Origin of the sequence: Delftia lacustris (genome assembly GCF_040267515.1) — a bacterium.
GTDB lineage: Bacteria > Pseudomonadota > Gammaproteobacteria > Burkholderiales > Burkholderiaceae_C > Comamonas > Comamonas tsuruhatensis.
This window is the reverse complement of the sequence record NZ_CP141274.1, coordinates 2,024,943-2,037,047: the sequence shown is the minus strand read 5'-3', so window position 1 is coordinate 2,037,047 and position 12,105 is coordinate 2,024,943. Positions and strand designations below refer to the sequence as shown.

Below are 12,105 nucleotides of genomic sequence, written 5' to 3'. Positions count from 1 at the left end.
CCTTGTCAGGAAACCGGTTTGGCCTCGATATTGGCCATCGTCTTGTTGACCTGTTCGGGCCAGGCGATGTCGGCGCCGGCCGCATCGGAGAAGTCGGACTGTTTGCCGCCGGTGAGCAGCCACACGCGCAGGGCATTGCGGGCGGGATCGATCACGATGGCGCCCATTTCCTCGCCGCCCTGGTGCGGGCGCAGGCCGACGATGCTCCAGACATCTCCTTCCTTGGTCAGCGGGCCCACGGTACGCATATTGCTCAGCAGGGTCGGGTAGCTGGTGCCCAGCAGCGCCTTGAGCCGGTCGGCCAGCACGCCCTGCTCCAGGTAGTTGGTGCCGTCGTAGGGATACTTGCCCACGTACTCGGCCAGGCTGTCCAGGCCGGGCTCCCCCGCCTTGGCGGTGGAGGGCATGCGCGTGCGCGCGGGAAACGCCAGCACCAATTCCGGGGCTGGCGCAGCCACATCGAGTGCGACGGACTGCGCGGCCTTGGGAGTCGGGACGGAGGGAGAACGCGGATCGCAGGCTGTCAGCGCCAGCATGGCGACACCCAATGCAACGGCGGCCTGCCAGGGGGAGAGCATGGAAGACATGCGCAAGCTCCTTGTCAAAGCGGATGCGAAAAAAGCGGTGACGCCGGTGCGAAAGCCTGGGCAATGCACCGGCACCAGTCTGCGGGCATTTTCGCACCCGGGGCGCCAGACCTTGTTTCAAGGGGCATGGATACCGTCGGACAAGGCGCCGTATTCATCAAGGGATAATCCGGAAGATGAACACGACTCCTGCGCCCCGCCCAGCCTGCTCCCAGTACGAAGATTTCATGCGCCATGTGTACGAGCACGGCGTGTCCAAGACCGACCGTACCGGCACGGGCACGCGCAGCGTGTTCGGCCACCAGATGCGCTTCGACCTGTCCGAAGGCTTTCCGCTGGTCACCACCAAGAAGGTGCACCTCAAGTCCATCATCCTGGAACTGCTGTGGTTCCTGCGCGGCGACAGCAATGTGCGCTGGCTGCAGGAGCGCGGCTGCACCATCTGGGACGAATGGGCCCGCGAGGACGGCGACCTGGGCCCGGTCTATGGCGTGCAATGGCGCAACTGGCCCACGCCGGACGGCGGCCACATCGACCAGATCGCCGAAGTGGTCAAGCAGCTCAAGAGCAACCCGGACAGCCGCCGCATCATCGTCAGCGCCTGGAACGTGGCCGACCTGCCGCAGATGGCGCTCATGCCCTGCCACGCCTTCTTCCAGTTCTACGTGGCCGACGGCAAGCTCAGCTGCCAGCTATACCAGCGCAGCGCGGACATCTTCCTGGGCGTTCCCTTCAACATCGCCAGCTACGCGCTGCTGACCCACATGCTGGCCCAGCAATGCGACCTGGAGGTGGGCGACTTCGTCTGGACCGGTGGCGACTGCCACATTTTTCTGGAACCAGAAAAAAAACCAACCTACCACTGAGTCTGGTACGACTCACACTCATAGGTGACACATCAGTACAAGGACATGGGTAACAGATCCAAGCTTGGCAGCTGGAGCCAACAGCAGCCAAGGAGCGATCACCATGCCCTGGAAGGAGTGCGCACCCATGGACGAGAAACTGCTCTTCATAGCCGACCACCTGCGCGGTGGTGCGCCGCTGAGCGAGCTGTGCAGGCGCTACGGCATCAGCCGCAAGACGGCCTACAAGTGGGTTGAGCGTTACCGCCAACTGGGCATGGATGGATTGCAAGAACGCAGTCGCAGGCCCCACGGGAACAATCAGGCGATCAGCTATGCACAGCGCCGGGCCATCATTGAGCTGCGCACGCAGCAAAGGTCACAGATGGGGCCCAAGAAGCTGCACGCTTTGCTCCTGCAGCGCTGGGGCCCACAGGAGACACCCAGCAAAACCACCATCTACAACGTGCTGAAGGCTGAGGGGCTTGTTTGCAGCAGGCGTGTACGCAGACGCTCGGTGCCTACGGCCCAGCCCTTGCGAACGAGCAAGCAGCCCAATGGGGTGTGGAGTGCAGACTACAAAGGCCAGTTCAAGACAGCCGATGGTCACTGGTGCTATCCATTGACCATCATGGACCACGCCAGCCGTTATTTGCTGGCCGTGCATGTCTACGACAGCCCCAACTACGAGGATGCCAAACGCAGCTTCGAACAGGTGTTTCGGCAATACGGACTGCCCGAGCGCATACGCAGTGACAACGGTCCGCCGTTCGCGACTACTGGCGTGGCGGGCCTGTCACGCCTGGCGATATGGTGGATAAGGCTGGGCATCAGGCCGGAGCGCATCGAGAGGGGCAAGCCACAGCAAAACGGTCGCCACGAGCGGATGCACCGCACGCTCAAGCATGCCCTGGGCAAAGAGCCTGCGGCGGACAAAGCGGCATTGCAGATGCAGCTCGATGCCTTTGTGGAGCACTACAACCAGCAGCGCCCGCATGAGGCCTTGCAGCAAAGCATGCCGGCCCAGCATTACAGCGACTCGACCAGGCCATACCCCTCAAAGCTACCCGAGCTGCAGTACCCGAAGCATTGGGAAAGGGTTCGGGTCAGCCACAACGGCTTGATCTACTGGCGAGCGCTGCGGGTCTACATAGGCTACCTGCTGGCGGGGCAGTGGATCGGGATGCAGGAGGTGGCCGCTGGCCAGTGGGATGTGTATCTGGGGCCGGTGCGACTGGGCTGCTTCAACGAAGAGGATGTGCGAGGACCGCAGAAGGACTATGTGAGCTTGAAGTGTTACCCATGTCTGTGAGCTGAGTTGTTACCCATGTCCTTGACACGTACATCTAGCGCTGCTCCGAAGTTGATGGGTAGTATTTCCTAAAAAATACCACCTCCCCCTGGCCTGCGAAGACCACACCTTGAGCACATTCGTCGACTTGGATGAGGCCCGCATGATGGACGAGCCACCCACCGACGTCCGCCATTTTCATCACGCAACGCTGCCAAATTTTTGCATCTCGCTCGACCTCCCTCGACCTGAAGAAGGTGGCTCCCAACGTAAGCGCTGTGCGCCTCGGTCGTGGCACTCGCACCCGCCAACCTTTCCCGTCTAGCTGAGGTGCGTAAGTCATTTAGAAACTCGGTGCAAGCGGCGGTAGGGCTCCAACAACGAACTGAATCAGACGTCAGGTAGCGCAATTTGGGCTGCTGCCGGTTTCGATGACACCTTGTTAAGGTGGCAGATGAAACCGGAGGTGGTTAATGGAGAGAAGAAGGACATTCAGTCGCGAGTTCAAACTCGAGGCGGTCAAACTGGTCGTTGAGCGTGGCGTGTCTGTGGCCCAGGCAGCCAAAGACTTGGACGTTCACGAGAACGTGCTGCGCAAGTGGGTGCGTGAGCTGAGGCAGGAGCCTCAGGAGGCGTTCCCTGGCAACGGCAAACAAAAGGCGCAGGATGCTGAGATAGCACGGCTGCACAAGGAAGTGGCCAAGCTCAAGATGGAGCGCGACATATTGAAAAAAGCCGCGGCCTACTTCGCGAAGGAGTCGATGTGAAGTTCGGCTTCGTGGCGAAACACCGAGGGGCCTGGCCGGTCAATCTGATGTGCGAGGCGCTCGGTGTCTCGCGAGGCGGCTTCTACGCCTGGCTCACACGACCCAGGAGCCGGCGTAGCCTCAGCGACGAGGTGCTGGGTGCGCAAGTGCATCAGAGCTTTGTACGCAGCGACCGCACCTACGGCGCACGCCGTGTGTGGCACGACGTGCTGGAGCAAGGCCAGACCTGTGGGCTGCATCGTATTGAGCGGCTCATGCGGGAGCAGGCGCTGCGTGCGAGACCGCGAAGGCGTGGACTACCCAAGGACCGTGGCGCGCGTGGTGCTGTGGCTGACAACGTGCTGGACCGTCAGTTCCAGGCAGATGGTCCGAACCAGAAATGGGTGGCCGACTTCACCTATATCTGGACGGCAGAAGGCTGGCTTTACGTAGCTGCGGTACTGGACCTGTACTCCCGTCGAATCGTGGGCTGGTCGATGCAGGAGAGCATGACCTCGCAGCTCGTGGTGGACGCGCTGATGATGGCTGTGTGGCGCCGGGGCAGGCCAGTGGCACTGCTGCACCACTCGGACCAGGGTAGCCAATACACAAGCGAGCACTTCCAGAGGCTGCTGGACGAACAGGGCATCACTTGCAGCATGAGTCGGGCTGGCGAGGTCTGGGACAACTCGGCCATGGAGAGCTTCTTCAGTTCTCTGAAGACCGAGCGCACGGCCCGTAAGGTGTACAGGACACGAGGCCAGGCCCGCTCAGATGTGTTCGATTACATCGAGTGCTTCTACAACCCGACGCGTCGGCATTCGACGCTCGGATATCTCAGTCCCGTACAGTTCGAGCAAGCTCAAGAAGCTTAGGTCGGTGTCAACGAGACCGGCAGCAGCCCAGACTTCCTTGCGCAGGAGTTCTGCCGCAGGCACCTGGTAGTTCGGATAAGTACCGACCTTCACCATGGCAATGCCACCGGAAGAGCAGTCGATCAGGTCGACGCCTTGCTCCTTCATCCATTTGCCGAAGATTACGAAGTCTTCTGGCGTGTTACCGCCTTCGACATAGTCGGTCGTAGAGACGCGGACAAACAGGGGGCCGGTCCATTCGCTGCGCACAGCATCAATGACCTCGCGGACGATGCGGTAGCGGTTCTCATGGCTACCTCCGTACTCATCTGTGCGCTTGTTCGCCAAGGGCGACAGAAATTCGTTCAGCAGGTAGCCATGGGCCGTTTGTGATAGCCAGGCCATCGGCGGCTGAGCCGCCAGCAGTTTCATGCTTGGGCATCGAAAAAAAAGCCCCGCCAATATCAGTTGGAGGGGCGTTATGTTTGGCTGAGCTAATGGTCAGACAGCGATGGGCGCTTTTATTCCGGGGTCGGGATCGTAGCCTTCGATCTGGAAGTCCTCGAATCGATAGTCATAAATCGAGTCAGGTTTTCGAACGATGTTCAAGCGAGGCAGCGCCTTGGGTGACCGCTTGAGCTGTAGCTGAATCTGCTCCATGTGGTTTGCGTACGCGTGCAGATCACCTATGCTAACCACGATTTCATGTGGAGTCAGATCGCATTGCTGAGCCAGCATATGGGTTAGCAAGGCCAGCGATGCGATGTTGTAAGGTAGACCGAGGAAGCTGTCCGAGCTACGGATATATAGCTGAGAGGAAAGTTTACCGTTGGCCACGTAGAACTGGTACAGCAAATGGCAAGGAGGTAATGCCATGAGACCATTTTCAGCGTTCTGAATCGGGCTCTTGGACTCATCCGGCAGATACTCTGGATTCCAGCCGTGGAAGAGAATACGCCGGCTGTTGGGATTGTTCTTGAGCGTGTTGACGACGTAGTCGATCTGGTTGATGGTCCCACCATTTTTGGTGGGCCAAGCGGTCCATTGCTTACCATATACGGGGCCCAATTCCCCATCGGCAGTAGCCCACTCGTCCCAGATGCTCACGCCGTTCTGATTGAGCCAAGCGATGTTGGTGTTGCCGCTCAGGAACCAAATCAGCTCGTTGGCGATACTTTTGAAGTGAAGCTTTTTAGTAGTCAGCAACGGGAAGCCGTGCGACAGGTTGTGGCGGATTTGCCGGCCAAACACCGAGGTCGTGCCGGTACCGGTGCGGTCACCCTTGACCTCGCCGTTCTCGAGGATGTCCTCGAGCAATTCCAAGTATTGCTTCATCAAATTACCAATCTACGCAAGTTATCGCAAGTACCGGACGTTGCCCGAGAGTTCGCGCGATGAACGGAGTTCGTCCAGCTCGAGGTCCTTTGTGGCAACGAGCTTCCTAAGGTATAGCACCTCTTCGTACAACATCGCATTTTGCCGTAGCAGGCCATCTACCTGCTCCTGGAGGGCCGTCACGAGCTGCGCTGGCGTAGGCTGGCTTTCAGCGCCTGCAGCGATGTCCTTCCCGACTCGGGCAGCCTTGTACGCCTCCTTGATGTGCTTCAGTCTCTTGAGAGCCCAGTCGCGGTTGCGAACAGTGTTCCGGGCCACACCCGACATGCTGGCAACGGTCTCGACGGTAGGCAGACGCCTGCCCGGCCCGACCTCCGCCTCCAACTTCTTGAAGGCCTCGATGATGCTCTCGTCGTTCTTCTGCGAAGCCTCTTCCTGTTGCTTCGACAGTTCGTCTGGACGACTCATGTAGTCCCCCGCTCTGCGGCAGCAATCATGTGATCGAACTTCGAGATGAGGTTGCCCAAGACCTCCTTGTAGCCCTGCGCCGGTTCGCTTTCCATTTCAGTCATCGCGTGCGCTCTCCGAAGCTTCACCACGCGAAGACCGCGCTCCGTGACTACATGGCTCTGACAATTAGGATCACAGTTGTAGTCTCCTGCACAAGGAGGAAGCTTGCCTCCATCAGGAGCGATGAAACTCTTTGTACAGCTGCCTATGCTCGTGGGCATGAGTCGGACACCTCTCCGGGCCATGTTTTTTACGTACTGGACCCGGTCTTCGCCGAAAAGTCCCAAGCCTGCAAAAAAGTTGTCGATCCTCACCTTTTGCTCGCCTGCACCTGGCCCCGCGAGCTTGGCGTTCTCCCCATAAAGCTGCATCAGCGCATCCTCCCGAGAGACCGCAAGCCTAGCGGAGACACTCGAAAGTAATTGAGAGCGATACTGCCCATATGAGGCAGTAACTAGGTTTGGCATGCTGTTCAACTGGCTGTGAAAATGCTTGAGTTGCAGACTAATAAAAGCAAGCCCAACTTCCTGCGCAGCAAGTTGCGCCACAAGAGTTTCACGACACTGATGCACAGTAAAACCGTGTCCAGAAAATAATCCATCAGTGTCAATTCTATTAATCCATCGACTGAACTTCGTTCTCAATGAGTGACCAGAGAATGCTTCTCCATCGTCTGTGCTCCAAGAATCATGAATCGACGAAAAAAGGTGACTTCCGTTAACCCGGGTGCAAAGCATAGACAATACCGAATATGCATCGCGAACCAAAGGAACAGCCAACCAGCCCTCAACAGGCGGCGCCGCCCTAGGCTTACCTTTGACAACTTTTGATTTTAAGAACCAGTAACCGTGCTTTTCTTCAAGGCACCCGTTTAATAAGTGCGTGGTTTCGGAGGCTCGCATTCCCGTAAGCAAAAGAACGATCATCAGCGCTGAATTCTGAACATCACTAAGCGCCACCACAAACTTTTTATAACTCAGCCCCAAGCGCTCAGCAGCATCTTTCTCAGAAATCGATCCCTTCAAAAAACCTTCTACTATCGGCCCTCTAAGAATATCTGAATCAAAATGCCCCTTAACATATTCTACCCCAACATATTTCTCAGAAACAGTCGCACCAATCCCATTCAAGAAGCCAACGACACTACGCTTCGAATAATCAAGCAACATCAAAAACTGGAGGTCGGTCAATGTGGGAATCGGCACAGAATCAGGACTCTTACCCCAATTAAACGTGCTCTTGGTAATGTCTAGCAACGTCCATTGCAATGGGGCAGAAAGATTTTTTTGAACAATTGGATGAGAGAGAAGTTTCAACGCTCGCCTCAGTGCTTCAGGCCGCCCTTTAAACAAAGAAATCCCAACAGTCAAATCATCAATAGTAAAATCTGAAAAATTCACATACCGCGCTCGTACAGCGTCACTCTTCCCGTCAAGAATAATAGAAAAGAATTTCGCCAGTTCATCTACCCGCCCCTTTACTGTGGCCAAGGTGGTCGAGCTATTACGCAAACGAGCATTCTCCAGTATCCCTGGATACAGACCATGTATAGCACCCGCAATTTTTAAATCACCCACCATCGAGACCGTGAGGCAATATTTATATTTGTTATTCTTCCCATTCTTAGAGCTACCCCTGCCTGCTCCACGACCAAACATGTAATCTTTCCAACAAATACTGGATTTAGCTACTTTCTCACGCCACACTTCCTCACCGAAATAACTATCCCACAGAGGCGTACTAGCACTAAAGTACCGACAACCCTCCATCAACTGATTAATGCGCGCATCAATGCTTGCAGATAAGAGCATTTAAACCCCTTGATATATCAACATATCAATCAAAACATCATCCAAAGATGCGGCTCTTAAACTCGCGGTCTCGATGACACTTTTTGAAAAAATAGCATCCGCCTCCAAAATCCCCTCAATGAGGCTATCTATCTGTTTTAGAAGCAGCGCCTTAGGTTGTATTGCAGGAGAATCAAATGCAATTGCCTCTTTTATCTTCCGACCGTAAACAATAAGCTTTGGAAGCGAGTTCTCAGTCACCAATGATGAGTCGCATAACAAGCACATGTTCCAAAATTTACACTTTGAACCTGGTACGTAGCCTGACACAGCGCGAATGTTGGTGCTAGGGTTGAAGGGATCGCGACAGCCTACCCCCGATAAAGTTTCATGGAAGGCGATAGACTCATTAGCCAGCGAGTCCGCTCTGCTCTTCTTTTCAGCCATCACTTTCGCGGCGGCTTTAGAGCGCTGAGAAATTTCCGTTAAAGCCTCACTCATTGTCTTATTGAAGAGGGGGCGAAGTTGCCGCTCCGGCAGATACGAAGTAGTAGACTGGATATCAGAATGTGTAAGTACGGCCTGTATCTGAGCCATGCTCGCCCCATCTAGCACCATGTTAGTGACCAAAGTTGGGCGACACTTAGCAACATTAAAATTTATACTTTTGCCGAAGGTTTTCGCAAACCCCGATTCATTTTTGAATCGTCGATACCAAACTCCTACCTTCCCCTTGGGATCAAAATCAACAACGATTTTTCTCCCCGATCGACGACTAGCGTCCACGTCCTCGAAAATGAATAACTTTTCTTTAATATCCTCAGGTGCAAGATGGCGAATCTTCGATGTAACTGCGATAATAAGCAGAATAAGCCGATGAACTTTCTCGGCTTTATCCCCGTCTATATAGACCTCTTCGAGCTCAAGGGTGGAAAGGTGAAGTTCCAGCTCGGTTGACCGAGTTGCGCTGCCTGCTCGCTCCTTATTGAATCGTATCGCCGCTTGATGGGTAAGTGGGTGTGATGGCACGTAAGAAGCCAGCGTCAGAGACTTAAGCGACTCTACATTCAGGCCCGTAAGCATCGCGAGTTCAACTGCTAGTGGCAGAACCAACCGGTCATCGATGTGCGTCCACACCCCCCACTTCATAAAACACCTACGGAGGTCACGATCCGTTGCAACAACCCCCATTCCTCTCGATTTGAATTCAAGGAGCATTTCCAAGGGGTTGCAGTCATACTCATTCTCGAACATCCAAAGTAATGCCCGCTCATCCTTCATAGGGACTACCGCTGGAAGAATTCCGACTGCTTGCTCGGGAGTACACCCCCTCCTCAACCTGTGTGAGACAACTCCCTGCTTGACGCCATATGCAGCAGCTGCCTGGCGGATGCTGCAATAGGTGATGCCTTCTACCGACAAAGGTATCGGAACACCTGAGCCATTCAGCTCCGCGGATAAGGCCCGATTTTCATCCTTGGACACGAGTGCCGCTGGCTTTATTCGGCTCCCTTCACGTGTCAGCCTACCAGTAGCTCTATAAGGTATTCCATTACCCGTTGGAACATAGCCTTGAACCACCGAAATTGCCAACGAAATCCATCGAGCTATTTCAGCATTAATAAACTCCTGCTGCTCTGGCGGATAAGCTGTCCTTTCCTCAGTCTCAATAACCCCTTTAAACATTGGAGCGTGATAGACAGGCACATCCAAGAATCGCATTGCGTACGCAAAATCCATCACCGCCCGCACACTTTTATAAATAGCGTATTTTTTTTACTAGCAAGATTCTGAGAATCAAGCCATCTATTAAAACGAATTAATGCATCTGCCTCCCAATATTTATTCAATTCGAATCGAGAAGCAACGGTCAACCCCTCATAGTACGCGCAAGTCTGAAAAATGAATTCTAGATATTTATTTCTAGCATATACGCACACTGCCGCAGTCGAAGGATTATCTTGCTCAGCCTCAACCTGAGAAAATATCCAATACAGTTGCGCATGAGGCGAACTGAGTGTGGCCGCAGGCATACGACCAACCACAACAGGACTATCAGCGGCGTTCACGATGACCTCGCCTCTCCATATTCTTCAGCGGAGCCAAATACGTCTTAGCTCTAATTTCCTCAGCTTCGCCAAGGCGATTTCTTTCCACGCCAACTTTTGTCAGCTCAGTCAACATTGCAGGAGAAATCTGTGTATAAATTTGGCTAGTTTTAACACTGTTATGCCCCAACATCGACATAACAATAAGCATCTTGTCCTGATAATCCTTCCCCATATCAGACCGAAGTATGGAGAAAGCTGTTCCATGTCGCATCCAGTGGGTGCTAAACGCGTCATCGGCGTCAACACGACGAACAGCTGTCTTAAACTGCTTAGATGCATTACGCAGTGACCACGGAAAGCCATTTACCGAGAGGAACGCAGGTTTATTGCCATCGTCAATATCCCAGCCGGGGCTCAGTCTGTACTCCTTGCTAGCGTGATACCGCTTGAGTCGAATCAAAACGGCACGAGATACCAAGGTAATCCGCTCCTTAAAGTCACCCGCCGATCCTTTGACTCCCCGGACGCATAGCGGAATATATTCGTGCGCTTCAGAGAATCCAGAAAGTACCGGAACCTCTGATAACCGTAGGCCAATCAACTCCGAGATGCGCAGCCCGGTGTCGTACTGGAAATGGAACATACATCGCTCGCACTCATTCTTCAATGCGTTCAACACCTCGATGATGAGACTTGTCGGCAGAAATTTAGGACTCTTCGGACTAGAGCTTTTGACTATCCCTTTGAGCATGCCGTCACGGCCGTAGGGCGAGTTCAGTTCGCTCCGCCGATGAGAGCCTTCATAGGTGGTGAGCCACAGCAGGAACTCCTTTACAGCGGCCTCGCGTTGCCGAAGTGTTCTCCGGCTCTTCGCACCAGACGTCTTCATGTGCTGCAGCCAGCGAAGCAGGTCCTCGCGCGTAAGCTGCGCTATGTTCTGCTCAAGGTCTAGGTTTGCGTATGGAGGGTGACACTCGATCCAGCGAACCAGGTAGCTCAGCGCCTTGCCATATTGCTCGACGGTGCTTCCCGCACGAGCCAACCCGACCTCCTTGTTCAGCTTGCTCAGCCAGTCATGCATGCTCCGCACGATGACCCCATGGGAGTCGACGACAGAGTAAACCTTATGCAGCACGTAGTAGCTTGCTGCTCGCAGTTCCACGACCTCGCCATTCGAGCTAAGAGTTATGGGCTCCTTGGGAGGAAAGAACTTCACCAGGCGGGCAGTAGAGTACAGGGCTTGCACGAAGAGACATCCAAAAAACTGACAGCTGGATGCCCGCTCGATACTCCCCGGCACCCCGGGCCAAACAGCCTTGACATCAATTTCCGCTGCTATGATCGACATAATGGTACTTCCGCTTTGGTTCCGGAAACACATCTACAACAACCACTTCACCCAGGTCGAGACCCAGCTGGCACGCCAGCCCTTCGCCTACCCGACGCTGCAGATCAAGCGCCGGCCCGACTCCATCTTCGGCTACGAGTACGAGGACTTCGAGGTCGTCGGCTACCAGCACCACGAGCCCATCAAGGCCCCCGTGGCCGTCTGAGGCAGCAGAAAGACCCGCCCGATGGCCATCCATCTCATCTACGCACGCGCCGCCAACGGCGTCATCGGCAAGGACAATGCCATGCCCTGGCACCTGCCCGAGGACCTGGCGCACTTCAAGCAATTGACCCAGGGCTCGGCCGTGGTCATGGGCCGCAAGACCTGGGACTCGCTGCCGGCCCGCTTCAGGCCGCTGCCCGGGCGCACCAACATCGTGGTCACGCGCCAGGCGGACTGGGCACCCGAGCCAGCCGCCCCCGGCGTGCTGCATGCCACCAGCCTGGAGCAGGCCCTGGCGCTGGGCCGCCAGGCATCCGCCGACGTGTGGGTCATGGGCGGTGCCCAGATCTACGCCCAGGCCCTGCCGCTGGCCGACAGCATCGAGGTGACTGAAATCGAACGCGACTACGAAGGCGACGCCTTCGCACCCACGCCGGGCCCCGAGTGGCAGGAGGCCTCGCGCAGCCGCCATGTGGCAGCCAATGGCCTGCCCTACAGCTTTGTGCGCCTGCAACGGCGCTGACACGGTCCTGTCGCAAACGGG

At 55.5% G+C, this 12,105-nt stretch carries 12 protein-coding genes and 1 pseudogene; 5 read left to right on the top strand and 8 right to left on the bottom strand.

Features of this window, described 5'->3' with window-relative positions; genetic code table 11:
• Positions 1 to 5 precede the first annotated feature (5 nt).
• Complete coding sequence (locus tag U6958_RS10615) at positions 6 to 587, bottom strand: hypothetical protein (RefSeq protein WP_016447509.1); 582 nt, start codon at positions 585 to 587, stop codon at positions 6 to 8.
• Between the two features lie 176 nt (positions 588 to 763).
• Between U6958_RS10615 and U6958_RS10610 the strand changes: the two genes are divergently transcribed.
• The 3 genes from U6958_RS10610 to U6958_RS10600 all read left to right on the top strand — a co-directional run bounded on the left by U6958_RS10610 (position 764) and on the right by U6958_RS10600 (position 4,344).
• Positions 764 to 1,453, top strand: coding sequence for a thymidylate synthase (locus tag U6958_RS10610; protein WP_244160466.1), 690 nt, complete (start codon positions 764 to 766; stop codon positions 1,451 to 1,453).
• A 103-nt stretch (positions 1,454 to 1,556) separates the two neighbouring features.
• On the top strand, positions 1,557 to 2,744 hold the full coding sequence (locus tag U6958_RS10605; RefSeq protein WP_012202818.1) for an IS481 family transposase: 1,188 nt from the start codon (positions 1,557 to 1,559) through the stop codon (positions 2,742 to 2,744).
• A 452-nt stretch (positions 2,745 to 3,196) separates the two neighbouring features.
• Positions 3,197 to 4,344 (top strand): IS3 family transposase gene (locus U6958_RS10600; RefSeq protein ID WP_089577556.1). Its coding sequence is split into 2 segments (ribosomal slippage): positions 3,197 to 3,458 and positions 3,458 to 4,344, totalling 1,149 coding nucleotides; the frame shifts between segments, so codons are not numbered across the junction.
• Here U6958_RS10600 and U6958_RS10595 read toward each other — a convergent pair.
• From U6958_RS10595 to U6958_RS10565, 7 genes are all read right to left on the bottom strand, one after another.
• The gene (locus U6958_RS10595) at positions 4,240 to 4,755 is read right to left on the bottom strand and encodes a hypothetical protein (protein ID WP_350337306.1); all 516 of its coding nucleotides are present in this window, start codon (positions 4,753 to 4,755) and stop codon (positions 4,240 to 4,242) included. The genes U6958_RS10600 and U6958_RS10595 overlap by 105 nt on opposite strands.
• 69 nt (positions 4,756 to 4,824) lie before the next feature.
• Positions 4,825 to 5,658: a thymidylate synthase gene (locus U6958_RS10590; RefSeq protein ID WP_074920937.1), complete on the bottom strand. Its 834-nt coding sequence runs from the start codon at positions 5,656 to 5,658 to the stop codon at positions 4,825 to 4,827.
• A gap of 21 nt (positions 5,659 to 5,679) precedes the next feature.
• Positions 5,680 to 6,126, bottom strand: coding sequence for a hypothetical protein (locus U6958_RS10585; RefSeq protein ID WP_074920938.1), 447 nt, complete (start codon positions 6,124 to 6,126; stop codon positions 5,680 to 5,682).
• Positions 6,123 to 7,979, bottom strand: coding sequence for a site-specific integrase (locus U6958_RS10580; RefSeq protein ID WP_083393564.1), 1,857 nt, complete (start codon positions 7,977 to 7,979; stop codon positions 6,123 to 6,125). Before U6958_RS10580 ends, U6958_RS10585 begins: the two co-directional genes overlap by 4 nt.
• Positions 7,980 to 9,680 (bottom strand): hypothetical protein, encoded by a 1,701-nt coding sequence (locus U6958_RS10575; RefSeq protein ID WP_143044497.1) that lies wholly within the window; start codon positions 9,678 to 9,680, stop codon positions 7,980 to 7,982.
• A 17-nt stretch (positions 9,681 to 9,697) separates the two neighbouring features.
• Positions 9,698 to 10,027 carry a hypothetical protein gene (locus U6958_RS10570; RefSeq protein WP_143044498.1) on the bottom strand — a complete coding sequence of 110 codons (330 nt, stop codon included), beginning with the start codon at positions 10,025 to 10,027 and terminating at the stop codon, positions 9,698 to 9,700.
• A complete protein-coding gene (locus U6958_RS10565) occupies positions 10,014 to 11,357 on the bottom strand; it encodes a tyrosine-type recombinase/integrase (RefSeq protein WP_074920940.1) in 1,344 nt (447 codons plus the stop codon). Before U6958_RS10565 ends, U6958_RS10570 begins: the two co-directional genes overlap by 14 nt.
• A gap of 28 nt (positions 11,358 to 11,385) precedes the next feature.
• Between U6958_RS10565 and U6958_RS10560 the strand changes: the two are divergent.
• A pseudogene (locus tag U6958_RS10560) lies at positions 11,386 to 11,562 on the top strand (thymidylate synthase); the annotation flags it as partial.
• A 21-nt stretch (positions 11,563 to 11,583) separates the two neighbouring features.
• Positions 11,584 to 12,084, top strand: coding sequence for a dihydrofolate reductase (locus tag U6958_RS10555; RefSeq protein ID WP_017406729.1), 501 nt, complete (start codon positions 11,584 to 11,586; stop codon positions 12,082 to 12,084).
• Positions 12,085 to 12,105: the final 21 nt, after the last annotated feature.

Excerpts from the sequence above, each read along its gene's own strand:
- U6958_RS10615 (WP_016447509.1), bottom strand. The coding sequence starts at position 587 with ATGTCTTCCATGCTCTCCCCCTGGCAGGCCGCCGTTGCATTGGGTGTC.
- U6958_RS10610 (WP_244160466.1), top strand. The coding sequence starts at position 764 with ATGAACACGACTCCTGCGCCCCGCCCAGCCTGCTCCCAGTACGAAGAT.
- U6958_RS10605 (WP_012202818.1), top strand. The coding sequence starts at position 1,557 with ATGCCCTGGAAGGAGTGCGCACCCATGGACGAGAAACTGCTCTTCATA.
- U6958_RS10595 (WP_350337306.1), bottom strand. The coding sequence starts at position 4,755 with ATGAAACTGCTGGCGGCTCAGCCGCCGATGGCCTGGCTATCACAAACG.
- U6958_RS10590 (WP_074920937.1), bottom strand. The coding sequence starts at position 5,658 with ATGAAGCAATACTTGGAATTGCTCGAGGACATCCTCGAGAACGGCGAG.
- U6958_RS10585 (WP_074920938.1), bottom strand. The coding sequence starts at position 6,126 with ATGAGTCGTCCAGACGAACTGTCGAAGCAACAGGAAGAGGCTTCGCAG.
- U6958_RS10580 (WP_083393564.1), bottom strand. The coding sequence starts at position 7,979 with ATGCTCTTATCTGCAAGCATTGATGCGCGCATTAATCAGTTGATGGAG.
- U6958_RS10575 (WP_143044497.1), bottom strand. The coding sequence starts at position 9,680 with ATGCGATTCTTGGATGTGCCTGTCTATCACGCTCCAATGTTTAAAGGG.
- U6958_RS10565 (WP_074920940.1), bottom strand. The coding sequence starts at position 11,357 with ATGTCGATCATAGCAGCGGAAATTGATGTCAAGGCTGTTTGGCCCGGG.
- U6958_RS10555 (WP_017406729.1), top strand. The coding sequence starts at position 11,584 with ATGGCCATCCATCTCATCTACGCACGCGCCGCCAACGGCGTCATCGGC.